Annotated in this window: 29 protein-coding genes; 10 read left to right on the top strand and 19 right to left on the bottom strand. The window is 60.9% G+C overall.

Features of this window, described 5'->3' with window-relative positions:
• Positions 1–29: 29 nt before the first annotated feature.
• The 3 genes from EIY72_RS29875 (at position 30) to EIY72_RS08010 (ending at position 2,308) form a co-directional block, all read left to right on the top strand.
• Positions 30–179 carry a hypothetical protein gene (locus EIY72_RS29875; protein WP_165939588.1) on the top strand — a complete coding sequence of 50 codons (150 nt, stop codon included), beginning with the start codon at positions 30–32 and terminating at the stop codon, positions 177–179.
• Between the two features lie 87 nt (positions 180–266).
• Positions 267–944, top strand: coding sequence for a cysteine hydrolase family protein (locus EIY72_RS08015; RefSeq protein ID WP_093218542.1), 678 nt, complete (start codon positions 267–269; stop codon positions 942–944).
• A 5-nt stretch (positions 945–949) separates the two neighbouring features.
• Complete coding sequence (locus tag EIY72_RS08010; RefSeq protein WP_093218540.1) at positions 950–2,308, top strand: purine-cytosine permease family protein; 1,359 nt, start codon at positions 950–952, stop codon at positions 2,306–2,308.
• A gap of 184 nt (positions 2,309–2,492) precedes the next feature.
• Here EIY72_RS08010 and EIY72_RS08005 read toward each other — a convergent pair whose 3' ends face one another.
• The 4 genes from EIY72_RS08005 to EIY72_RS07990 form a co-directional block, all read right to left on the bottom strand.
• Positions 2,493–3,839, bottom strand: coding sequence for a glutamine synthetase family protein (locus EIY72_RS08005; protein ID WP_093218538.1), 1,347 nt, complete (start codon positions 3,837–3,839; stop codon positions 2,493–2,495).
• A 20-nt stretch (positions 3,840–3,859) separates the two neighbouring features.
• A complete protein-coding gene (locus tag EIY72_RS08000) occupies positions 3,860–4,414 on the bottom strand; it encodes a helix-turn-helix domain-containing protein (RefSeq protein WP_093218537.1) in 555 nt (184 codons plus the stop codon).
• Positions 4,415–4,439: 25 nt separating this feature from the next.
• Positions 4,440–5,729 carry an NAD(P)/FAD-dependent oxidoreductase gene (locus EIY72_RS07995; protein WP_093218535.1) on the bottom strand — a complete coding sequence of 430 codons (1,290 nt, stop codon included), beginning with the start codon at positions 5,727–5,729 and terminating at the stop codon, positions 4,440–4,442.
• Positions 5,730–5,853: 124 nt separating this feature from the next.
• Positions 5,854–7,056 (bottom strand): NAD(P)/FAD-dependent oxidoreductase, encoded by a 1,203-nt coding sequence (locus EIY72_RS07990; protein ID WP_093218534.1) that lies wholly within the window; start codon positions 7,054–7,056, stop codon positions 5,854–5,856.
• Between the two features lie 310 nt (positions 7,057–7,366).
• Between EIY72_RS07990 and EIY72_RS07985 the strand changes: the two genes are divergently transcribed.
• Complete coding sequence (locus EIY72_RS07985; RefSeq protein WP_093218533.1) at positions 7,367–7,924, top strand: RrF2 family transcriptional regulator; 558 nt, start codon at positions 7,367–7,369, stop codon at positions 7,922–7,924.
• 3 nt (positions 7,925–7,927) lie between these two features.
• Here the strand turns inward: EIY72_RS07985 and EIY72_RS07980 are convergent, their stop codons facing one another.
• Positions 7,928–8,263: a hypothetical protein gene (locus tag EIY72_RS07980; protein WP_093218532.1), complete on the bottom strand. Its 336-nt coding sequence runs from the start codon at positions 8,261–8,263 to the stop codon at positions 7,928–7,930.
• A gap of 199 nt (positions 8,264–8,462) precedes the next feature.
• Here EIY72_RS07980 and EIY72_RS07975 point away from each other — a divergent pair, with 199 nt between their 5' ends.
• Complete coding sequence (locus tag EIY72_RS07975) at positions 8,463–8,702, top strand: hypothetical protein (RefSeq protein WP_093218531.1); 240 nt, start codon at positions 8,463–8,465, stop codon at positions 8,700–8,702.
• Between the two features lie 12 nt (positions 8,703–8,714).
• Positions 8,715–9,065 carry an osmotically-inducible lipoprotein OsmE gene (gene osmE, locus EIY72_RS07970; RefSeq protein WP_093218529.1) on the top strand — a complete coding sequence of 117 codons (351 nt, stop codon included), beginning with the start codon at positions 8,715–8,717 and terminating at the stop codon, positions 9,063–9,065.
• Between the two features lie 45 nt (positions 9,066–9,110).
• Here osmE and EIY72_RS07965 read toward each other — a convergent pair whose 3' ends face one another.
• Complete coding sequence (locus EIY72_RS07965) at positions 9,111–9,311, bottom strand: SPOR domain-containing protein (protein WP_093218527.1); 201 nt, start codon at positions 9,309–9,311, stop codon at positions 9,111–9,113.
• A 207-nt stretch (positions 9,312–9,518) separates the two neighbouring features.
• Here EIY72_RS07965 and EIY72_RS07960 point away from each other — a divergent pair, with 207 nt between their 5' ends.
• On the top strand, positions 9,519–9,881 hold the full coding sequence (locus EIY72_RS07960) for an NUDIX hydrolase (protein ID WP_093218526.1): 363 nt from the start codon (positions 9,519–9,521) through the stop codon (positions 9,879–9,881).
• Positions 9,882–9,891: 10 nt separating this feature from the next.
• Here the strand turns inward: EIY72_RS07960 and EIY72_RS07955 are convergent, their stop codons facing one another.
• From EIY72_RS07955 to EIY72_RS07920, 8 genes are all read right to left on the bottom strand, one after another.
• Positions 9,892–10,665, bottom strand: a complete 774-nt coding sequence (locus tag EIY72_RS07955; RefSeq protein ID WP_093218524.1) for a 1,6-dihydroxycyclohexa-2,4-diene-1-carboxylate dehydrogenase — start codon at positions 10,663–10,665, stop codon at positions 9,892–9,894.
• A gap of 75 nt (positions 10,666–10,740) precedes the next feature.
• Entirely contained in the window at positions 10,741–11,754 is a 1,014-nt protein-coding gene (gene benC, locus EIY72_RS07950) for a benzoate 1,2-dioxygenase electron transfer component BenC (RefSeq protein ID WP_093218523.1), read from the bottom strand.
• A 10-nt stretch (positions 11,755–11,764) separates the two neighbouring features.
• Complete coding sequence (gene benB, locus EIY72_RS07945) at positions 11,765–12,253, bottom strand: benzoate 1,2-dioxygenase small subunit (protein ID WP_093218516.1); 489 nt, start codon at positions 12,251–12,253, stop codon at positions 11,765–11,767.
• Positions 12,250–13,614 (bottom strand): benzoate 1,2-dioxygenase large subunit, encoded by a 1,365-nt coding sequence (benA, locus tag EIY72_RS07940; RefSeq protein WP_093218515.1) that lies wholly within the window; start codon positions 13,612–13,614, stop codon positions 12,250–12,252. Before benA ends, benB begins: the two co-directional genes overlap by 4 nt.
• A gap of 344 nt (positions 13,615–13,958) precedes the next feature.
• Positions 13,959–14,918 (bottom strand): AraC family transcriptional regulator, encoded by a 960-nt coding sequence (locus tag EIY72_RS07935; RefSeq protein ID WP_093218514.1) that lies wholly within the window; start codon positions 14,916–14,918, stop codon positions 13,959–13,961.
• A gap of 209 nt (positions 14,919–15,127) precedes the next feature.
• Positions 15,128–16,057 (bottom strand): catechol 1,2-dioxygenase, encoded by a 930-nt coding sequence (catA, locus tag EIY72_RS07930; RefSeq protein WP_093218511.1) that lies wholly within the window; start codon positions 16,055–16,057, stop codon positions 15,128–15,130.
• A 55-nt stretch (positions 16,058–16,112) separates the two neighbouring features.
• Positions 16,113–16,403 carry a muconolactone Delta-isomerase gene (gene catC / locus EIY72_RS07925; protein ID WP_093218508.1) on the bottom strand — a complete coding sequence of 97 codons (291 nt, stop codon included), beginning with the start codon at positions 16,401–16,403 and terminating at the stop codon, positions 16,113–16,115.
• 10 nt (positions 16,404–16,413) lie between these two features.
• The gene (locus EIY72_RS07920; protein ID WP_162276439.1) at positions 16,414–17,562 is read right to left on the bottom strand and encodes a muconate cycloisomerase family protein; all 1,149 of its coding nucleotides are present in this window, start codon (positions 17,560–17,562) and stop codon (positions 16,414–16,416) included.
• A gap of 124 nt (positions 17,563–17,686) precedes the next feature.
• Here EIY72_RS07920 and EIY72_RS07915 point away from each other — a divergent pair, with 124 nt between their 5' ends.
• Positions 17,687–18,571 (top strand): LysR family transcriptional regulator, encoded by an 885-nt coding sequence (locus tag EIY72_RS07915; RefSeq protein ID WP_093218500.1) that lies wholly within the window; start codon positions 17,687–17,689, stop codon positions 18,569–18,571.
• A gap of 6 nt (positions 18,572–18,577) precedes the next feature.
• Here the strand turns inward: EIY72_RS07915 and EIY72_RS07910 are convergent, their stop codons facing one another.
• Both EIY72_RS07910 and EIY72_RS07905 read right to left on the bottom strand, forming a co-directional pair.
• Positions 18,578–18,817 carry a DUF1652 domain-containing protein gene (locus EIY72_RS07910; protein ID WP_093230414.1) on the bottom strand — a complete coding sequence of 80 codons (240 nt, stop codon included), beginning with the start codon at positions 18,815–18,817 and terminating at the stop codon, positions 18,578–18,580.
• A gap of 119 nt (positions 18,818–18,936) precedes the next feature.
• Positions 18,937–19,836, bottom strand: a complete 900-nt coding sequence (locus EIY72_RS07905; RefSeq protein ID WP_093218499.1) for a polysaccharide deacetylase family protein — start codon at positions 19,834–19,836, stop codon at positions 18,937–18,939.
• Positions 19,837–20,038: 202 nt separating this feature from the next.
• Here EIY72_RS07905 and EIY72_RS07900 point away from each other — a divergent pair, with 202 nt between their 5' ends.
• Positions 20,039–20,719, top strand: coding sequence for an SOS response-associated peptidase family protein (locus tag EIY72_RS07900; protein ID WP_093218498.1), 681 nt, complete (start codon positions 20,039–20,041; stop codon positions 20,717–20,719).
• Between the two features lie 260 nt (positions 20,720–20,979).
• Positions 20,980–21,255: a hypothetical protein gene (locus EIY72_RS07895; protein ID WP_093218493.1), complete on the top strand. Its 276-nt coding sequence runs from the start codon at positions 20,980–20,982 to the stop codon at positions 21,253–21,255.
• A 47-nt stretch (positions 21,256–21,302) separates the two neighbouring features.
• Here EIY72_RS07895 and EIY72_RS29870 read toward each other — a convergent pair whose 3' ends face one another.
• The 3 genes from EIY72_RS29870 to EIY72_RS07885 all read right to left on the bottom strand — a co-directional run bounded on the left by EIY72_RS29870 (position 21,303) and on the right by EIY72_RS07885 (position 22,524).
• The gene (locus EIY72_RS29870) at positions 21,303–21,449 is read right to left on the bottom strand and encodes a hypothetical protein (protein ID WP_165939589.1); all 147 of its coding nucleotides are present in this window, start codon (positions 21,447–21,449) and stop codon (positions 21,303–21,305) included.
• A gap of 65 nt (positions 21,450–21,514) precedes the next feature.
• Positions 21,515–21,826 (bottom strand): AzlD domain-containing protein, encoded by a 312-nt coding sequence (locus tag EIY72_RS07890; RefSeq protein ID WP_093230411.1) that lies wholly within the window; start codon positions 21,824–21,826, stop codon positions 21,515–21,517.
• The gene (locus tag EIY72_RS07885; RefSeq protein WP_093218491.1) at positions 21,826–22,524 is read right to left on the bottom strand and encodes an AzlC family ABC transporter permease; all 699 of its coding nucleotides are present in this window, start codon (positions 22,522–22,524) and stop codon (positions 21,826–21,828) included. The genes EIY72_RS07890 and EIY72_RS07885 overlap by 1 nt, the downstream gene beginning before the upstream one ends.
• Positions 22,525–22,596: the final 72 nt, after the last annotated feature.

Below are 22,596 nucleotides of genomic sequence, written 5' to 3'. Positions count from 1 at the left end.
CTCGCTCCTACAGGGGGGTGAATTCAATGATGGTTGATCGCCTCCGGTTTCATGCCCTCCCCTCCGGTGCCGCGCGGGCTTACCTGCGCGGTGAATGGAGCGCTTCGCACCTGCATTTCAAACGTCTGCGCGCCAGCGTCACGGCCAAGCAGAACGGTTTCTGGCAAATAGTTCACTGAGCCCAAATCCGACAAACATGCACCTCACGCCCGTACTTGCCGGGCGTGTGCGTTGCCTTGTATTTGGCCTTTGATCAGGTTTGCCCAATGAACAATAACAACGCGCTGTTGATCATCGACATGCAGCAGGAGGACGGTTTCGTCCTCGAAAATTTCCCTACGGTGGTCGCCAACACCGCCGCCCTCCTCGACGCCGCCCGCCAGCAGCGGATGCCGGTGATGTACACCCGTCACATCAACCAGGCCGACGGCAGTGACTTGCCTCCCGGCGAACCCCTCGCGGCCGACGGCGGCCCTTTGGGTTATCGCGCCGGCACCCGACAAGTGGAGATCATCGAGTCGCTGGCACCGCGACCCCATGAATGGGTGTTCGACAAGGGCCGCTACAGCGCCTTTCATCGCACCGACCTCGATGCCCGGCTCAAAGCCCTGAAGGTCGAGACCTTGATCGTCTGCGGCGTGCTGACCGACGTCTGCGTGCTCACCAGCGTGTTCGACGCGTTCGCCCTCGGTTATCGCGTGCGACTAGTCAGCGACGCCTGCACCACGACCACCCTGGCCGGGCACTATTCGGCGCTGTTGATCCTGGCCAACTGGGTCTACTCGCTGGAAATGCTCACCTGCGCGCAATGCCTGCGCGCCCTCGCCGGTCACGACTACCTGAGCCTGAAACCCGCGCAACCGGACCTGTTTGCCCACCAGCCCCATGAGCTGCCCGGCACCATCGACCGTCTGCACGCCCACCTCGCCCGGACTCAGGAGTAAGCGCCATGCAAGTTGAAAAAAGAAGCATCGATTTCATTCCGGAAAACGAGCGTCATGGTCGCCCGGCATCGCTGTTCTACATCTGGTTCGGCGCCAACATGAACATCACCACCATCGCCTCCGGGGTGTTGCCGGTGGTGATGGGGCTCAACCTGTTCTGGAGTGCCCTGGCGATCATTCTCGGTTCGCTGCTGGGGGCGATTTTCATGGCCTCGCACTCTGCGCAAGGGCCGAAACTGGGCATCCCGCAGATGATCCAGAGCCGGGCGCAGTTCGGTGTGCTGGGGGCAGTGTTGCCGCTGTTGTTCGTGATGCTGATTTACCTGGGCTTCTTCGTCAGCAACACCCTGCTGGCGGCCCAGGCACTGGAGAGCGTCAGCCCGCTGCCGGCGAGCGGCAACATCTACCTGATCGGCGCCCTGTGTTTTGTCGTCGCGCTGTATGGCTATCGCCTGATCCACCGTTTGCAGAAGCTGTTGTCGGTCCTCTCGCTGCTGGTGTTCGCCGCTGCGACGCTGTTGGCATTGCAACTGCCGATCCCCGCCGAACAGTGGTTGCCGAGCGGGTTCTCGCTGGCAAAGTTTCTGGTGGCGGTGAGCATCGCCGTGACCTGGCAGCTGTCCTATGCGCCCTATGTCGCGGACTACTCGCGTTATCTGCCGAGCCGAACGCCAACGGCGCAGGTGTTCTGGTACAGCTACGCGGGTACGGTGCTGGGCGGTGCGTGGATGATGATTCTCGGCGCCATCCTCAGTGTCGGCATCGCTGACTTCTCGAACAACGTCGGCGGTCATGTCGCCGGGCTGTTCGGCAGCGCCGCGGTGCTGTTGTTTGCCTTCATCGTCTATGGCCAGGTGTCGATCAACGTGTTCAACCTGTACGGCGCGTTCATGTCGACCATCACCGTGATCGAGCCCTTCGCCCGGCTCAAGGTCACGCCACGGGTGCGCGGCGTGTTCATGCTGCTGATCAGCCTGATCGCCACGGCGCTGTGCACCGTCAGTCAGGACGACTTCATCAACTTCTTCCTCAACTTCATTTTCTTCATGAGCTACTTCCTGATCCCGTGGACGGCGATCAACCTGGTGGACTACTACTGCCTGCGCAAGGGTGAGTACCGGATTGCCGACATCTTCGACCTGAACGGCATCTACGGGCGGGTGAATAAAATCGCCTGCGGCAGTTTCGTGCTGGCGATTGCCCTGGAGATCCCGTTCATGAACACCACGCTCTACGTCGGCCCGGTGGCCACGGCACTGGAGGGCGTGGACCTGGCGTGGGTGGTCGGGTTGCTGGTGCCGGCGCTGAGTTATTACGGGCTGATGAGGCTGAGCAAACCGGCAATGGAATCAGTGCCTGACTGATTTTCAGGCAAAAAAAAATCCCAGGCAGCTGATGGACGCCTGGGATTTAAAAATGCATAAACCGTGGTGGTGAACGCGGCGCGGATATTACGGAATATTTCGGCCTGTAACAAGATATTTTTGTTCACTATCCGGTTACTAAATCTCCTAAGCCTTTAAATATCCACACATTTCCTACGGGACCTCAGAGAAACCAGCGGTATTCCCGCGCGCTGATGTCATGCAGAAATGCCAGATGATCCTGGCGCTTGTTTTCGCAATAAACGTCGACAAACTCCGCCCCCAGGCCTTCGCGCAGCGCTGCATGGCTTTGCAGGGAGCGCACGGCTTCGAGCATTTCCAACGGAAAATCGATGCCGCTGTCGCGGTCTTCGTTGAGCGGCGCGATGGGCTCCTGCTCCATTTCCAGACCGCGCTCCAGGCCCACCAGAATCGCCGCCAACGCCAGGTACGGGTTGGCATCGGCGCCGGCCAGGCGATGTTCGATGCGCAGGTTTTTCAGGTCGGAGTCCGGCACCCGCAGGCAGGCGTCGCGGTCTTCAAAGCCCCAACTGGCGCGGGACGCCACGTTGACCGTGCCGCTCAGACGGCGCAAGGCGTTGTGGTTGGGTGCGAATATCGGCATGCAGTGCGGCAACACGTCCAGGCACCCGGCCACGGCATGGCGCAAGGCGCGCTGGCCGTTGGCGGCCAACAGATTGTTGCCGGCCTTGTCGTACAGGCTGACGTGCACGTGCATGCCGCTGCCCGGGTGTTGCAGGTAGGGCTTGGCCATGAAACTGGCGCGGTAGTTGTGCTTGAGGGCCACGCCGCGGGTGCTGCGGCAAAACAGGGCAGCCCAGTCAGCGGCACGCAGGCCGTCGTCGAGGTGGCCGAAGTTGATTTCGAACTGACCCGGACCGAGTTCGGCGGTGATCACCGTGGCCTCGATGCCTTGCGCCCGGGCGGTCTCGACCATTTCATCGAGTACCGGGGCGAAGCGCGACAGGCGTTCGATGTGCATGTTCGGCTGATCGTCGGCGTCACCGGTCAGTTCATCACGGGGGAATTGTGGCAGGCCGTCCTTCAAGCGACTGTCGAACAGGTAGAACTCCAGTTCGAACGCCACCACCGGGAAAATGCCTTTGCGGTGCAGCCTGTTCAGCACTTGCGCCAGCACTTCGCGAGGCTCGAATTCGATGGGCTTTTCGGTGCCGTCGGAGGTGATCAGCATCTGGCCCAGGGGTTGTTTCTCCCAGTTGACCAGCTTCAGCGTGCCGGGCACCAGGCGTCGCGGTGCATCCGGGTCGCCGTCGTTGAAACAGTAATCACCAATTTTGAACAAACCACCCTGGGTACCGAGCAACACGCAGTTCTGCGGCAACTTCAAGACGCTGCCGGCGGCGACTTTTTCGAGCATTTCGATCGGGTAGCGCTTGCCGTAGAAGTGCCCCGGAATGTCCAGGGAGATCAGGTCGACGTAGCGCACTTCAGGGTTGCAATGGCGGAAGTTGCGAACCTCGGCCAGCAGTTCAGAGCACACAGCATCCATCGTGATGTTCCTTGTTGTTATCAGGTATAGACCCAGAGCACGCGGGTCATTTGAGCGGAAAGGTTGCCGTAGCGGCAGTGGGCATGGCTGGCCAGTTGAAAGCTGTCGCCGGCGTGCAGGGTCACCGGGTCGTTGTCGTCGAGCCACAGGGTCAGCTCGCCTTCGAGCACGTAACCGCCCTGCTCCGAGCTGTCCTTCATGTGCCGATCGCCGCTGCTGGCGCCGGGTTCGAGCTGGCTTTCGAGCATGGAAAAGGACGCACGCATCTTCGGCGACACCATGATGTCGGTGATGCCGTCGGCGTAGTACAGCGTGCGGCGCTCGTCCGGGCGCGTCACCCAGGGCAAGGCCATGGGTTTGGGCAGGCTGTAGAAATAAGTGGTCGGCACGCCGAGTGTTTCGCTGATGGCGGTCAGGTCGGCCACGGTCGGGCGCGACAGGCCGCGCTCGACCTGGGACAGGAACCCGACGGAGCGGCCGATTTTGTCCGCCAGCTCCTTGAGGGTGTACTTCTTGTGCTTGCGCAGGTCCTGGATAAGGATCGCCAACGCCGAGATTTCTTCTTGCATGTCCATCGAATGGCTTCCAGAAATTGACGCTTCAAATGCTGTCGCGCAGCCGGTACCAGGCTTTGCCAATGGCTTCCAGCGGCGCGGCGAAATACTTGCCGCCGGGAAAACTGCCGTTGTCCAGGCCCTGATACAGGGCCAGTTCGTCCGACTGGCCGAGAATCGCATCGGACACCGCACGGGCGCCGGCCAGGGTCGGCAACACGCCGTGGCCCGAGTAGCCCTGCATCCAGTACAGCTCGCCGCGTCGACCGAGGTCCGGGGTGCGCTTGAGGGTCAGGTCGATGTGACCGCCCCAGGCAAACTCCAGTTCGACGCCGGTCAGTTGCGGGAACACCCGCTCCAGAAACGGCCGGGTCGCTGCGGCAATGTCCTTGGGCATACCGCCCAGGTAAGTGCAGCCGCCGCCAAACAGCAGGCGGTTGTCCGGGGTGCGCCGGAAGTAGTCGAGCACGAACTGGTTGTCGGTCACGCACACATTGCTCGGCAACAGCGCCGTGGCCTGCTCCTTGCTCAGCGGTGCCGTCGCGACTTGGTAGGTGCCTACCGGCAGCACGCAACTGGCCAACTGCGGGTCGAGCCGGTCGAGGTAGGCGTTGCAGGCCAGCACCAGCACGTCGGCGCGAACCTGCCCGCGCTCGGTGCTCACCACAAAGCCGTTGCCCTGCTGGCGATAGTTCAGCGCCTTGCTTTGTTCATGGATGCGACCACCGGCGCGTTCGATCGCCGCCGCCAGGCCGAGGGCCAGTTTCAGCGGGTTCAAATGACCGCCCTCGGGATCGTACAGCCCCGCCTGATAGCGCTCGCTGGCGACCCATTTCGGCAAGTCGCGGCGCTCGACGAATTGCAAGGCATCGTGGCCCCACTTGTGGCTGGCCTCGTGTTGCCATTCGGTCAACAGGCCCACTCGCCGTGGCATCACCGAGGTCCACAGGTGGCCGGGGCGATAATCGCAATCGAATCCGTGGCGACCGGGCAAATCCCGCAGCTCCCGAGCGGCCCAGCGCATGCCGTCCCACAGGCGTCGGGCGCGCTCATAACCGAGGGCGGCTTCCAGCGGCGGCATGTCGCACGACCAGCCGAGAATCGCCTGCCCGCCATTGCGCCCCGAAGCGGCCCAGGCCACGCGGCTGGCCTCCAGCAAGGTCACGCGTTTGCCGGCCAGGGCCAGGCGCAACGCGGTGTGCAATCCACTGAAACCGGCACCGATGATCAAGACCTCGGTCTCCTGCTCGCCTTCCAGCGGCGTTCTGTTGACCAGTTGGTCGGCGCAAGAGTGGGCGTAGTAACTGGCGACATGCTGCGTGGATTGCTGAAACATACGGCCTCGTGAAATTTTGTATTTATAATTTCATGAAAAACTACACGATAAATTTCACGCGGGCAATTCGCGGCAAAAAAAATCCCGCCCGGGAAGGTCCGGGCGGGATTGTTCAAGTCGTGTATCAGGCAATCGGAATCAACGGATCGGCGGCCGCCCACGCGGCTTCACGATTGGCCGCTGGTGGGTAGATCCACTGGGTGTTGATCTGGGTTTTCAGCGCCTTCGCTTCCTGCTTGACCAGCTTGACCTGGCGATCCCAACCCTCGGTGTACACCGCGCCCCAGGCACCCAGATCCAGACAGGTGACGTACTTGGGCTGGCTGTAGGGCGTCGGTGCGACGCCAAGGATCTGCGCGGCCACGTTATTGCCGGCATGACGACCCAGCACGATGGCATGCTGGCAGGTCATCAGCGCGTAGTTGCCGATCGCGTCACTGGCGGCATGGGCCACGTCGCCGGTGGCGAAGATGTCGTCCTGGCCAATGACCTTCAGGTGCGCGTCGACATGCAGACGGCCCAGATGATCGCGCTCGGCGGGAATCTGCGCGGTCAGCGAGCTGGCGCGCACGCCAGTGGTCCAGATCACGGTGCTGGCTTCAATATGCGTGCCGTCGGACAGGCTCACGCCGTTGCCATCCACACTGACGACCGAGGCATTCAGGTGCCATTTCACGCCGGTTGCCAGACTGGCTTCAGCAATGGATTGCGCAATCTCCTCGCCCATCGAACCGCCGATTTTGTTCCCGCGATCGACGATGATCACTTCAATATCGGCGCCCTCTCCCAGAATGGCGCGCAAGCGGGTCGGCATTTCTGTCGCCGTTTCAATCCCGGTGAAACCACCGCCGGCAACTACCACCGTGTTGCGTGCCTTGCTCGCAGGCTGGTTGGCCAGGGCCTTGAGGTGATTCTCCAGGCGCACGGCCTGTTCGATCTGGTCGACATCGAACGCATGTTCGGACACGCCCGGTGTATTGGGTGTAGCCAGGCCGCTGCCGGTGGCCAGAACGAGTTTGTCGTAGCTGCACAGCTTTTTGGCGCCTGCTGCATCGGTGTAGCCGACCTGTTTGCGCTCGACATCGATGCTGTCAGCCGCGCCCTTGATGAACTTCACCCCCACCGCGTCGAACAGCTCGCCAATCGGCGCCGCCAGTTGATGCGCATTGGGTTCGTAGAAACGCGGACGCACACGCAACTCGGCCTGGGGCGCCAGCACAGTGACTTCGACGTCGTTGTGTCCATGAATGTCGAACAGGCGGGTGGCACTCAAAGCGGTCCACATGCCGCCAAAACCTGCGCCGATGACCAGAATCTGCTGTTTCATTGTGAACTCCAGGGGGGAAGACCCGTATTGAACGTCATTGGATTGCATGCGGCTGACGGGGCGCCGATCTCTAAACTGCGACTGCCGCTGCCGAGCCAACAACTACGACTGTATTGATCCGAGTTAAAACCTGCAACCGGTTTTTCTCGATGCCCATCATCTAAAGTCTCGACATTCGCTCGCAAAGCCTTACGGACTCTGGTCCGGATGGATAATCGGCGGTATGGAAAATAATTGGCGGGCGCAGGGATGCGTTGCCCGGCAGCTTGCGCGCTGCTAACATTTACGACTAATCAAGTCGGAGATCTGAATGTCTCTTTACAGTGCGGGTGTCGAATACGGCATCCACTGCCTGATATTTCTGGTGGGCAACGGCGGCGACACCCGCGAAGCGAGTGTGCGCGACCTGGCCGAGTTGCAAGGCGTGCCCCTGGATTACCTGGCGAAAATCTTCACCAAACTGGCCAAGGGCAAACTGGTGGTCGCCACCGAAGGCATGCGCGGCGGTTTCAAACTGGCGCGGCCGGCGGACGAAATCACCCTGCTCGACATCGTCAACGCCATCGACGGGCGCAAGTCGATTTTCGATTGCCGGGAAATCCGTGGTCGTTGTGCGCTGTTTGATGGCTCGCCGCCCGACTGGGCGCTGGACGGCCCCTGCTCGGTACACGGGGCGATGATGGTGGCGCAAAAGCGTATGGAAGAAGCCCTCGCCCAGCAAACCATCCTCGATCTGGCCCGCAGGGTCGGACGCAAGGCGCCTGCGGAATTTGGGGCGAAAATCGAAACCTGGATGAATGACCGCCGGGAAAAGAAAAGCGCGCCTGGCGCAGACAGTCTCATCCCGGTGACCGATGTCGGCGACTGAGGTCTACAGGCAGTCCTTCATCGCTTTGCGCATGGCCGCGGATTTCGCCCACGGCGGCCCCTGATACAGGGAAATCCGGCTGCCGTCCTTGTACTTGACGATGTCGAGGATCTCGTCAGCGGTGATCACGCTCGGCGCATTGATGCGGTAGCCGTTGGAAATCGAGGTCTGGGTGGTGTTCGATACTTCGTGTTGCCAGGCCGGGAGCACGCAGGCGGCGTATTCCTTCGGCGGTTTCTCACTGTATTTGGTGTCATTGGGCTCGCCCGGCACCAGCGACGCCGGCAACGAACACCCCGCCAGCAAGGCCAGCGCAATCCCCCCCATCAACATCCGCATGATGTGTCCTTGATCCTGAAAAATGAAAATGTAGCCCGTCGGTGTGCACTCGGCCACAGGTCGAGCGTAGTTCAGCGACACACATTGATATCGGCAGTGTCGTTAAGTTCCACAGCTTCGGCTGCGGATCGGACGAACACCCCGCCCTGCCTGCGAAACCGGGTCTAAAATGGCCTGACGCAGCTGTCAGGAGGTCAATATGTGGCTTAACGAATTCGAACAGGAACTGCGACGCGATCTGCAAGGGCTGGCGTCGGATCTGCGCTGGTCGGTGGTGGAACTCAGGCGTCTCGAACAGCAACTGCGCCAGGCAGGCAATGAGGTCGATGCGCAAGCCATCGAACGCCTGTGCTCATTGTTTCAAGGCGATGAGGAAAAGCTGGCCGGCTACGCTGAAGAAGTGAAAGCCAAGGTCATCAGCCGCAACAAGGCGCAGTAGCAGGAGCACCCCATGAACAGGCCCGTGTACATAGTGGTTCTTGCGCTGACAGCTTTGGCAGGTTGCAGCGCGACGTCCATGTACGACAATCAGCCGCTGGTCGCAAAAGTCGATGAAGGCATGACCAAGGAGCAGGTTCAGCAAATTGGTGGCCCGCCATTGGCGATCAGCACACGCACCGCCGTGCCCGGTACCTGCTTTGACTACAAGTTGACGCAGGATGGTCATCAACAGAACTTCAACGTCAGCTTCGATAACCGTGGCCTGGTGGACCACACCAGTTTCCTGAGCTGCCCGGAATGGAGCCGCATTCAGGAAAAGGAAATGCACCCTTCCCATCACGCCAGTGGCGGCGGTTATTAGCGCTGACATGAAAAAGCCCCGGAAAACCGGGGCTTGAGGCTTGCTTCATTTGGCGTGATGGCCGCCCGCAGGCTTGCCGGCCCTGGCCCGATAGCCAGGCAACGACGCGGCAAAGGCCAGCGCCTCTTCCCGACTGTCGAACGAACCCAGCCGATCACCCTGGGTGCAGACCCGCCAGGGGCCGTTGTTGACGCTGAGTACGTCATACCCGTTCATGTGCATCTTGTTCAGCATCGGTACGCTCATGGTCACCTCCTTTTACGGCAGTGAAATCAGGTAGAGGCGCTACCTTACGCCTCCCCTCCTCAAAAGTACCGACCAGCCGTCGTCGCGAAAATTCCTTCGGTGTGGCTGCACTTTCCGTCACATTCGCCGCTCAAACTACTTCGATGGCGGCGCAAAAGGCCCTCCCCTGACGCTGCCTGATCAAGGACCAGCCAACCCCGGTAACCGATGAAAATACGCGCGACCGTCATTTGCGAGCAGGACAGACGAGTGCTGTTGGTGCGAAAGCCCGAGAGCCGCTGGACGCTGCCCGGAGGCAAGGTCGAACGGGATGAAACCGTGCCCAACGCGGCCATTCGCGAACTGCAGGAAGAAACCAGCCTGATTGTCGACGAATTGGTGTACCTGATGGTGCTGGATTCGGGTGGCACCCGACACCACGTCTACGAGGTGTCGGTGCTGAACCTCGATCAGGCCCGGCCGCAGAATGAAATCGCCGACTGCATCTGGCACCCGCTGGACTCGGTGCACAATCTGAACATCAGCGATGCCGCACTCAGCATCCTGAGGACGTTTCAGCGTCGCTTGTAATCTGACATTGTCAGCCCTGATCGCCACCGCCCACGGGCATGACCATGCCGGTGATGTAGGACGCCTCGTCGCTGGCCAGAAACAGGATAGCGTCTGTCTGCTCGTCCAGTGTGCCGTAGCGCTTCATCAGGCTGCTGTCGATGGTTTGATCGACGATCTGCTGGTACCAGACTTTTTCCTGTTCGCTCTGCTCGGCAGCGTTGCGCGGAATGCGCCGCGCGGGTGCTTCAGTGCCACCGGGCGCGGTGGCGTTGACCCGCACGCCGCGACCGGCGGTCTCGAACGCCAGGCAAGCGGTCAACGCGTTCACCCCACCCTTCGCCGCGCCGTACGGCACGCGGTTGATGCTGCGGGTGGCGATGGAAGACACGTTGACGATGGCGCCACTGCCCTGCTCCAGCATGAACGGCAGTGCGGCATGGCAGCACCACAGTGTCGGGAACAGTGAGCGGCGCACCTCAGCCTCGATCTGCCCGGCTTCGTAGTGCTCGAACGGCTTGGCCCAGATGGTGCCGCCGACGTTGTTGATCAGCACATCGAGACGCCCGAAGCGTTCGACGGCAATTTGCATCACCCGGCTGCACTCCTCGTATTGCTCGAGGTCCGCGGTCAGCGCCAGCACCTCGCTGAACGCTGCCAGTTCCTGCTGCACCTCAAACACCAGCTCGGCGCGATCCACCAGAATCAGTTTCGCCCCCTGTGCCGCCATGCGTTCGGCCACCCGCCGACCGATGCCCTGGGCGGCGCCGGTGATCAGTGCCACTTTGTCCTGGAATCTGTTCATGTGTACCTCATGAAAAAATGAAGCCGGCTGCAACGCGGTCCTGTGGGATCAGGCTCGCTCCCACAGAAGCGTTGCTCACGCCGCGCTGGCGGCGAATTTCTCGTAATAGAAGTTCGCCGGGGCGATGCCTTGTTCGCGAATGAACTGGCTGACCGCCTCGACCATCGGCGGCGGGCCGCACAGGTAGACGTCGACGTCGCCTTCGTTCAGGTGCTTGGGTTCGATGTGCTGGGTCACATAGCCCTTGAGCGGGTGCTGGCTGTCCGGGCTGGCGACGCAGGCACTGAAGGTGAAATTGGGGATGCGTGCGGCGAAGGCTTCGAGACGGTCGAGTTCCACCAGGTCGAAGTCGTTGGTCACGCCGTAGATCAGATGCAACGGGTGTGCGCTGCCCTGCTCGGCGATTTTCTCCAGCATCGCGGTGAACGGTGCCAGGCCTGTGCCACCGGCCAGCAACAACAGTGGCCGGCGAATATCGCGCAGGTAGAAACTGCCCAGGGGACCGGCCAGGCTCATGCTGTCACCCGCCTTGGCCATGCCGGTGAGAAAACTGCTCATCAGGCCGCCGGGCACGTTGCGGATCAGGAAGCTGACCTCGCCATCGCGCTGCAACGAGCTGAACGAGTACGCACGGGTCTGCTCGCTGCCGGGTATCCCCAGGTTCACGTACTGCCCCGGCAGGAACGCCAATTTGCTCAGCGCCTCGCCCTTGATCGACAAGGCAATGGTGCTGTCGGACAGCTGCCGCACGGCGCTGATGGTCGCGTCGTAACTGGCCTGGCGGGTACGGCAAACCTCGGAGGAAGCCGGTACGCGCACCACGCAATCGGACTGGGCGCGCATCTGGCAGGTCAGCACAAAACCCTGTTCGGCTTCTTCGGCGCTCAAGGCATCGTCGATGTATTCCTCACCCAGATCGTACTGGCCGGCCTCGGCGAAACACTTGCAGGTGCCGCAGGCGCCGTCGCGGCAGTCCAGCGGAATATTGATGCCCTGGCGGTAGGCGGCGTCGGCCACGGTTTCACCGGCCGCTGCGTCAATGAAGCGGGTGACGCCGTCTTCGAAATTGAATGCGATGGAATGGGTCATGACCGCGGTCTCACAGGTGATAGATATCGATGACCTGACGAACGTAGTCGTTCTTCAGGATCACTTTCTTGGCCTTGATCAGTGGGTTTTCACCACGCACATCGAGGGTGTAGAAACTGCTGCCGAAATAGCTGTCGACGGTCTTGTAGCGAAAGCTCAGGGTGTGCCAGTTGAAGCGCACCTGACACAGCCCGTCGGCCTGTTCGAGCAGCTCGATATTGCTGATGTTGTGCGAAGTGCGGGTGTCCGGCACGCTGGCGCTGGAACGCTCGGTCTTGATGCGGAAGATGCGGTCTTCGAGGCCGGTGCGGTTGCCGTACCAGATCAGCGAGATTTCCCGCTGCGGGTCTTCGGTCAATTCGTCATTGTCGTCCCAGGACGGCATCCAGAAAGTCGCGTCCGGGGCGTACAGCTCCAGCCATTCGTCCCACTGACGGTCATCGAGGTAGCGTGCTTCGCGGTAGAGGAAGTCGCGCACTGCATCGTAAGAAATGCTCATTGCACGTCCTCCACGGCGATCAATTTCGACTGCTCGGCGGCCAGGGCCTTGAGCATGGTCTGCTGCCAGTACTTGTGCTGCAGTACGAACAGGCCTTCGTCTTCGGTGCGCACACCGCTGAGCAATGGGTGCAAGTCGATTTCCTGCGCGGCCTCATCGGCGCCCTCGACCCAGTGCTCGGCCCCACGGGACATGTCGTTCCAGGTGGTGACGCTGCCTTGATAACCGGTCTGGCAGGACCGGAATTCCTCCAGGTCATCCGGGGTGGCCATGCCGCTGACGTTGAAGAAGTCCTCGTACTGGCGAATCCGGCTCGACCGCGCCTGGTCGCTTTCGCCTTTGGGGGCGATGCAGTAAATGGTGATTTCCGTGCGGTTCACCGAAATCGGCCGGGCGATGCGGATCTGCGAGCTGAACTGGTCCATCAGGTAGACGTTCGGGTACAGGCACAGGTTGCGCGAGTTCTCGATCATCCAGTCAGCGCGCGCCTTGCCGAAATCCCGGGCCAGCTCGTCGCGACGCTCGTACAGCGGACGGTCCTCGGGGTTGGCCCAACGGGTCCAGAGCAGCATGTGGCCTTTGTCGAAGGAGTAGAAACCACCGCCCTGCTTGGCCCAGCTGCCGGCGCTCATGGTCGGGTTTTCGTCACCGGCCTCGCGCTGCTTGCGCTGGTTCTGGGTGGCGGCGTAGTTCCAGTGCACGGAGCTGACGTGATAGCCGTCGGCGCCGTTTTCCGCCGTGAGTTTCCAGTTGCCTTCGTAGATGTAGCTGGAGGAACCGCGCAGCACTTCCAGGCCATCGACGGACTGGTCGACGATCATGTCGATGATCTTCGCCGATTCGCCCAGGTGCTCGACCAGCGGCACCACATCGGCCTTCAGACTGCCGAACAGAAAGCCTCGGTAGGATTCGAAACGCGCGACGCGAGTCAGGTCGTGGGAGCCTTCGCAATTGAAGCTCGACGGGTAACCCGCGTTGGCCGGGTCCTTGACCTTGAGCAGCTTGCCGGAGTTGTTGAAGGTCCAGCCGTGGAACGGGCAGGTGTAGGAGCTCTTGTTGCCGGACTTGTGCCGGCAAAGCATCGCGCCGCGGTGGCTGCAGGCGTTGATGAAGGCGTTCAGTTCACCGTCCTTGTTGCGCGCGATGAAGATCGACTGGCGCCCCATGGTGGTGGTGTAGAAATCGTTTTTGTTGGGGATCTGGCTTTCATGCGCCAGATACAACCAGTTGCCTTCGAAGATGTGTTCCATCTCCAGATCGAACAGGCGCGGATCGGTGAACATCTCGCGCTTGCAGCGATAGATGCCTTGCTCAGGATTGTCTTCAAGCAGGGAGTGAAGGTATTCGGGTCGCAGGGTCATGGCCGCCGCCTCCATTGTTTTTATTTCAGGCAAGGCCATGCTAGGAGGGGGCGAAGCGCCGGACTATCCGCGGGGTGCAGACCTTTATCCGTTTTGTGCAATACCTGAAGTGCGGGGAGCCTCAGTTGAGGAGAAGCTTTTGTGGCGAGGGAGCTTGCTCCCGTTGGGCTGCGAAGCGGCCCCAGAATCCTGAGATCGCAGTGATTCAGATGAACCGCATCCTCCATATTTACGACGGCTGCGCAGCCGGACGGGACGGTGCGGCGATCCGACAAGCTCCCTCGCCACAGGATGCACCTTTACACAGACCGTATCTCACCAACGTGTATTGCCGCCGGTTTGGATCAATGCCGCCGCTTGAGGGTATCCGAAGGCAACTCGCCAAACTGCTTGCGATAACTGTCGGAAAACCTGCCCAAATGCAGGAAGCCATAGTCCATTGCCACTTCGGTGACGTTGCGCACGTTGCAGGTCGGGTCGCTCAAGCAGGCGTGAATGCGTTCCAGGCGTTTCTGCCGCACGTAGTTCTTCGGCGTCTGCCCGGCATGGCGCTCGAACAGGCCGTACAGCGAACGCAGGCTCATGCTCGCCTGACGGGCCAGCTCATCACTGTCGATGTCCTGCTTGAGATGCTGGGCGATGTAGTCGGCGATGGCCTCGAAGGTCATGGTCTGCGAGCCAGGACTCAGGCGGCTGACGTTGGTCTTCATCAGGCTGAGCATCTTGCTGACGATGATTTGCGTGTAGTGCTCCTGCACCCGGGGCACCTGCTCACTGGCTTCGGCCTCCTGGCAGATCATCGCCAGCAGGTTGATGAAGCCTTCCAGCTCGTTCAGTTGATAGCGGTTTTCCAGGAACCGCACGCCCTGCCCCGGATAACGCCAGCGTTGCTCGTCGCAGACTGTTTCGAACAGGCGGGTGGGCACCTTGAGGATGAATTTCTCGCAATCGTCGGAGTACGTCAGGTCCACCGGATCATCGGGGTTGATCAGCAGCAGTTCACCCGGCGCAAAGTAATGTTCCTGACCGTAACCGCGCCACAGGCAGTTACCGCGCAGCAACACTTGCAGGTGGTAGATGTTTTCCAGGGCGCCTGATCTGACCCGCACACTGGCGCCATAGCTGATGCGGCAGAGGTCGAGGCTGGCGAATTTGCGATGGCCCAGGCTGGCCAGCGGACGGCCGGCGCGAGGCATCAGAATGCTGTGGTTACCGACATGCTGATTGACGTAATCCGACACCGCATAGGGGTCGGCTTGGTCGAACACCCTGCTGTGCTGGCTCAACAGTTGCGCGTTCATCATCAGGTCACTCTCGTTATTTTTATGGTGTACGTCGGGCCATTCTAAGACAGTGCTGGCAGCGTGATGCCAACTCACTCAAATCCAGTTACACAAAATACCCTGTGGGAGCGAGCTTGCTCGCGAAGGGGGTGTGTCAGTCAACATGATGTTGAAGCTGATGTCCCCTTCGCGAGCAAGCTCGCTCCCACAAGGTCGATACCGAATCGATATCAGTCCTCGAGGGCGCGCACACGCTCCTGACGCTGCTGCTCCTCAGGCTGGGCCGAGCCCTGCAGGGTGAAATCGAACTCGATTTCGGCAAAACGACCGCTCACGCCATGGGCGGCAGCACGTTGCTGGTCGTCGCTGAAAGTGATCTTGGCGATCAGCTCGTCACGGGTGGCGTAGGCAAAGTCGTCGTGCAGGTATTGATCGCCATCCAGGTTGATCTGGGTGGTCAGGTGGCGATGATCCGGCGCAGAGATGAAGAAGTGGATGTGCGCCGGGCGCTGGCCGTGACGGCCCAGTTGATCGAGCAGTTGCTGGGTCGGACCGTCCGGTGGGCAGCCGTAGCCCGACGGCACGATGCTGCGGAAACGGTAGCGACCTTCAGCGTCGGTGACGATACGGCGACGCAGGTTGTATTCCGATTGCGTGGTGTCGAAGTACGAGTAGGTGCCACCGGTGTTGGCGTGCCACACGTCCACCACCGCACCGGCCAGAGGTTCGCCGGCGGTGTTGAACACACGGCCCTGCATGAACAGGTTGACGCCCGGGTCGACGCCATCGTCCAGACGCGCTTCGCCCTCGGACAGCGGTGCGCCGGCCACATACAGCGGGCCTTCGATGGTGCGCGGGGTGCCGCCGGTCTTGCCGGCTTGCTCGTCCTGGGCATCCATCAGCAGGTCGAGGTAATGCTCCAGGCCCAAACCGGCGACGATCAGCCCGGCTTCCTGGCGTGCACCCAGTACGTTGAGGTAGTTGACCGCTTTCCAGAATTCTTCCGGAGTCACTGCCAGGTCTTCGATGATCGCCACCGAATCCTTGAGGATGCGGTGAATCAACGCCTTGGCGCGCGGGCTGCCGCCATCGTTGTGCAGGCCGCTGGCCTCTTCAAGGAATTTCTGTACTTCGGCAGTCTGGGAAATCTTGACGTTCATGTTGATCGGTTCCTCATCTTGTAATTATTGGCGTAGCGAGCTGGGCAGGCTGGGCTCAGCGGTCATCGTCACGGATGGAAGAAGGATGACGGCACATCGCATCGATTTCGATAGCCATGTACGGAAACAGTGGCAATTGCATCAGCAGGTCATGCAGTTCCTGAACGCTGTCGACATCAAACACGCTGTAGTTGGCGTAGTGCCCGGCGATGCGCCACAGGTGACGCCACTTGCCCTGCTCCTGCAGGCGAGAGGCCAGGGCCTTTTCGTCCGCCTTGAGTTTGGCGGCCGCTTCCGGATTCATGTCGACCGGCAGGTTCACGGTCATTTTTACGTGGAACAGCATAAGGCTCTCCTCAGGCTTGATGAATGGCGGTGGAAGTCTTGTCGCGGCGGAAAAACGCCAGGCGCTCTTCATCCAGGCTCAGGCCCAGACCCGGTGTGTTCGGCACATGCAGTTCGAAATCGCGGTACACCAGCGGCTCGCTGAGAATGTCTTCGGTCAGCAGCAGCGGGCCGAACAGCTCGGTGTCCCAAGCCAGTTTGTTCAGGGTGACGAAGGCCTGGGCCGAAGCCATGGTGCCGATGCCGCCTTCGAGCATGGTGCCGCCGTACAGGGCGATGCCGGCCGCTTCGGCGATGGAGGCGGTGCGCAGTACGGCACGCGGGCCACCGTTCTTGGCGATCTTGAGGGCGAACACCGAAGCTGCGCCTTCCCGCGCCAGGTTAAACGCGTCCTCCACGCACTCGATGGATTCATCGGCCATGATCGGCGCCGGGCTCATCGCATTCAGGCGCGCCATGCCGCTGCGGTTGTTGCGCGAGATCGGCTGCTCGATCAGGTCGATGCCATTACTGCCCAGAATCCGGCAGGCGCGCAGTGCTACCGCTTCGTCCCAGGCCTGGTTGACGTCGACCCGCACACTGGCGCGATCGCCCAGGGCTTTCTTGATGGCGATGACGTGGGCCAGGTCGCGGTTGACTTCGCCGGCGCCGATTTTCAGTTTGAAGATGCGGTGACGACGAAGGTCGAGCATTTTTTCCGCTTCGGCGATGTCTTTTTCGGTGTCGCCGCTGGCCAGGGTCCAGGCCACCGGCAGCGCATCGCGAACACGGCCGCCAAGCAACTCGCTGACCGGCAGGCCCAGGCGTTTGCCCAGTGCGTCGAGCAGTGCGGTTTCGATACCGGATTTGGCGAAGGTATTGCCACGGATACTGCGCTCCAGGCGCAACATGGCGGCGTTGACGTTATTGCTGTCCTGGCCGATCAACAGCGGCGCGAAGTGTGCGTCGATGTTGGTCTTGATGCTGTCCGGGCTTTCATTGCCATAGGCCAGGCCACCGATGGTGGTGGATTCGCCGATGCCTTCGATGCCGTCGGCGCAACGCACACGGATGATCACCAGGGTCTGGTTCTGCATGGTGTGCATGGCCAGCTTGTGCGGGCGGATGGTCGGCAGGTCGACGATGATTGTCTCGATCGACTCAATGGCAGTTGCACGCATTTCGATACCCGTCAGGTTCTTGGAGTTCTGGCTCCGATTCTCATACGGCTTTTTCCGGGCGGCCAATATAGAATTGGTCTGGCTTGATACCTTAAAGGTATTCAATACGACATGCGGAGGCCCCATGGAATTGCGTCACCTGCGGTACTTTCAGGTGCTGGCTCAGACCCTCAACTTCACCCGCGCCGCCGAGCGCCTGCACATCGCCCAGCCGCCCCTGAGCCGGCAGATCCAGCAACTGGAGGACGAACTGGGGGTGATGCTGCTCGAACGCGGCCGCCCGCTGAAGTTGACCGACGCCGGGCGTTTCTTCCATGAACACTCCACCGCACTGCTCGAACAGCTGAACAAGGTCTGCGACAACACCCGGCGTATTGGCCTCGGGGAAAAAACCTGGCTGGGCATCGGCTTCGCGCCGTCGACCCTGTACGGCGTGCTGCCGGAACTGATCCGCCGCCTGCGCAGCGGTGAGCCGTTGGAACTGGAACTGGGGCTGTCGGAACTGACCACCTTGCAACAGGTGCACGCCCTGAAGGCCGGGCGCATCGACATCGGTTTCGGCCGCATCCGTATCGACGACCCGGCCATCGTTCAGACCGTGTTGACCGAGGATCGCCTGGTCGCCGCCCTCCCCGCTGGCCATCCGTTGCTGGCCGGCCCCATCAGCCTGCGGCAACTGGCCAAAGAACCCTTTGTGCTGTACCCCGGCAACCCCCGTCCGAGTTATGCCGATCACGTGATCGCACTGTTCGAATCCTGTGGGGTGAGCATTCATGTGGCGCAATGGACCAACGAGCTGCAAACGGCCATCGGTCTGGTGGGGGCGGGAATCGGCGTCACCCTGGTGCCGGCCTCGGTGCAATTGCTGCACCGCGACGACATCGGTTTCACGCCTCTGCTGGAAGACAACGCGACCTCACCGATCATTCTCAGTCGGCGGGTCGGTGATGTGTCACCGGGGTTGAATCATTGTCTGCGCATGATTGATGAGCTGCTGCCCGGCGCCTGAACCGCGTCAGCCGGCGAAGGCCCGGCGACCGGCGCTCATTTCAGTGCGCAATTCGCCAATGAAATCGGAGATGGCGCGCACGCTGGTCAGCTCGGCGGTCGAGACGCCGTTGATCAGCAGTTCGACCCGGCCAGTGGCTGGCTCGTACACCTCGATACGCAACAACCCGAGGCTCTCGGTGCACTCGCAGGACAAGGGTTCAAAACCGGATTCGACAATATTGCAGAGCACTGAGATAGGAAGCATGGCCGGTGCCTCGGACGAAAGGTGATCGAATTGGATCCGTTTCAGCATAGATACACTTACTGAATTTGCGCCAGCCAACTGTCGTCAAAAATGTTAGCTGGCTCGCACTTTGACCCGGATTACTCTGAATTGCCGCGCCAGATCCAGTTCCACAGGCCCGGCAGCGCCACCGGCTGGGTGTCATCCTTGACGGTTCGCGCCATGGCGGCGCGCATCAATGCCGCCCGATCGTCATAAAACGGCTGGTCGGCGACCCTCACCCCGGTCTCCCGGGCGCTGTCGAGGAGGATCTGCAGGTATTCGCGGGTATGCCGGGCGGTGTAGCGGTTCAGGTCGTGAAAGGTCACCACCACCGGGATCACCCCGTCGACCACCGGTAACTCGCCCAGGGCAATGCGTTCACGCACCTCGGACATCGAGCGCAGCATGTGCGAACGCCGTCGCGGGCTGGCGTTGAAACCCCAGATCTTGCCGTCGTTGGCGCTGAGGTCCGTCAACAGCACGTGCAAGCCATGTTGCTGATAAGCGGCGAAGGTGCGCTTGTCGTAGTTCCAGAACGGCGGGCGCAGCAACACCGGCGGCGCCCCGGTGATCGCGGCGATATCGGCGCTGCCGTTGACCAGCGATTGCTCGAATTCTGCCGGGTCCAGGGAGCGATGGTTGCTGTGCCAGGGCGTCGCGGTATGAAAACCGAGGATGTGCCCCTCGGCGTGCTCGCGGCGCATGATCTCCCGGCCGAGGTCGCTGCCACCGGCGCGGGGCGCGCGGGTCTGCACGAAGAACACCGCCTTGATGTTCGCCTGCAGCGGGTTTTGCTTGAGGCTGTCGAGCACGGTAACCGTCGGGTTCCACCAACTGGAGGCACTGGGGCCATCATCGAAGGTCAGCAGGAAGCGCACGGGCGGTTGCGCGCTCAGGCGTTGTTCAGTCTGCGGGGTCATTTCGATGGGGGCGGCGATGCAGCCCAGCAGACCGACCGCCATGGCGCACATCAACACTGCCTTGAACCACTGTTTCATTGTTTGCCTTGGGCCAGACCACTCGGGTCACTGGGTCAAACGGCAATTCCTTCGCCCGTTCATCCATCACCGTCCCACCTGTGCAATGGGCCGAGGTTGGATAGGGTACACAGGCTTTGGTTCCGCCGCTCGCCCGCCTGATTGCTCGCCAGCAACTAAACTGAAGACTCCGGCCAGCGAGCCTTTACCCGAGTGTCAGGCCATGTGCGGACGACTGTCGCAATACCGCGGTATCCACGATTTCGTCGCGGTGCTGAGCATCCCCGACGCGCTGATCAATCACGTCGGCGACGAACCCCTGGCGCGCTACAACGCCGCGCCCACCACACAACTGGCCCTGCTGCATCTGGAAAACGAGCGCCTGCACGCCGATCCGGTGCGCTGGGGTTGGCGCCCGCACTGGGCCACCGACCGCGTGGCGCCGATCAATGCGCGGGTCGAGAAAGTCGCCCACGGCCCCTACTTCCGGGCGATCTGGCCGCACCGAGCGATCTGTCCGATCGATAACTGGTTCGAATGGGTCGATGGCGGCGAGGCTGGCAAGCAACCCTGGCTGATTCGCCGCCGGGACCGCAAACCGGTGCTCTGCGCCGCCATCGGCCAATACCCCATCGGCGGTGCGCCCATCAGGGAACACGACGGATTCGTGATTCTCACCGCCGACAGCGCCGGGGGCATGCTCGATGTGCATGACCGGCGACCGGTGGTGTTCTCGCCCGAACTGGCGCGGGAATGGCTCGACCCGGCCACCCCCAAGGAACGCGCCGAAGAGATGGCGTTGTCCCAGGGCGAGGTCAGTGACGTTTTTGAGTGGTACAGGGTCGACAAGGCGGTGGGCAATGTGCGGAACCAGAGCGCGTCGTTGATCAATGAACTGAAATGAACTTATCAATAACGACAGCAATGTAATCATTAATAACAGTTGTATATACAAAGACTTATAACGGAACGTTACACCAAGTGTTTCAACACGCTTACACAGCGACTTTAAGGTTTGTACCGCTTGTCTGACCAAAGAGTCGCATTGCATACATTTTATGTCACTACAGCTAGCATTCGCGCCGAATTTCCAGCAACACCCACAGTTGACCAAAGAGTCAACACTAAGGAAATCTCGTACCACATGCCTTGCAGAGAACTAAATTGCGCGAAGACTATACCAACGACAAAGTCGTGGGTCTGGCGTGCATTCATCTTACAAAGACGGAGCACTACCAACTCACTTGCTTTATCAAGCAATACATAGAAACCCGTAACTTGCGATCAGTTCCCGATATCCACGAGATCCTCAGTTCAACCCTTGAACATTACCCCGGCAGGCCGCCGGTGATGGTCAACGAGCTGAACGCCTGGATCGACAAGACATTGGGATACCGTGCAGCCCACCCCGAATTTCCAGAGGTCCCGGAACACGGGTGATCACGACAAAGCCCCGCTCGATGGCGGGGCTTTGTCGTACTTGCAGCTCAGAATTTGCGGTCAGGTTCCGACAGTTCGCTGCTGTCGTCATGTTTCCAGGTCTTTTCGGCACGTTTCTGCCGTTCGATTTCCTCTTCCGTCGGTTCGTCTTCGACGTCTTCCTCCGGGTCCGGACGTTTCGGTTCGTTGGCCATGTTCACCTCTCTTCCTGAAGGGATCGGTCATCCTTTTCAGCGTAGAACAGATTTTCTCCCCCGGCTCACAGCCACCAGCGCAGCACGAAGAAGAACGCCATGCTCAACAACATGCTGAGCAAGGTATTGCGCGTGTAGAGCACCAGGCCGACGGCCACCAGCGAGCTGATCAGGTAGGGATTATCCCAGTGCAGGTTCAGCTGCTTTTCCGGCATGAACACGATCGGCCCGCAGATCGCCGTCAACATGCCCGGCACGGCAAAACCGAGAAACTGCCGGGCATTGCTGCTCAGGCGCACCGGCAAACGCGGTTCGAGGAAGACATAGCGGTTGAGAAAGACCAACGCGCCCATACCGAAAATCACTGCCCAGACCATCATGCGCGGCCCCCATGGAATTTATTGCAGACAAACCCGGCGGTCATGCCCGCCAGCCCCGACAACACCAGCGCCGAACCCCATTGCCAGTAGCTGAACAACACCGAGCAGAACAGCGAGACCGCTACGCACACCACGGTTGGCACGTTGCGCACCACCGGGGTGATCAGGGCGATGAAGGTCGCGGCGATGGAAAAATCCAGGCCCAGGTGTTCCAGCCCCGGAATGCTGCTGCCCAGGACGATGCCGGCGAGGGTGAACAGGTTCCAGGCGACGTAGAACGTCAGGCCGACACCCAGCGCGTACCAGCGATTGAACTGTTGTTTATCGTGCTGGCTGGTGAGGGCGAACAACTCATCGGTCAGCAGGAAGCCCAAACCGATGCGCCAGCGTCCCGGCAAGGGTGAAATCACCGAACGCATGCTCATCCCGTAGAGCAGATGCTGGGAGGTCAGCAGCAAAGTGGTCAGCAGGATCGAAAAGATCCCGGCACCGCCCTTGAGCATGCCGATGGCCACCAGTTGTGCGGCTCCCGCAAAGACGATGCTGGACAGACCCTGACCTTGCAGGGGTGTGAGGTTGGCCTCGATGGCCATGGAACCGGCCAGCAGACCCCAGGGCGCGGTGGCCAGGGACAGCGGCATGATTGCGGCAGCGCCACGCAGAAACGCACTGCGCGGCATGATCGAATTGGACATGACGTTCTACAGACAGGGGACAGACCTCAAACTGTGCCAGCTGCGGCGGCCCATGGCTTGAACAATCTTGCG

It is taken from the genome of Pseudomonas vancouverensis (genome assembly GCF_004348895.1).
GTDB lineage: Bacteria > Pseudomonadota > Gammaproteobacteria > Pseudomonadales > Pseudomonadaceae > Aquipseudomonas > Aquipseudomonas vancouverensis.
Note: the sequence above shows the minus strand (reverse complement) of the source record. Positions and strands in the feature narration are given on the sequence as shown.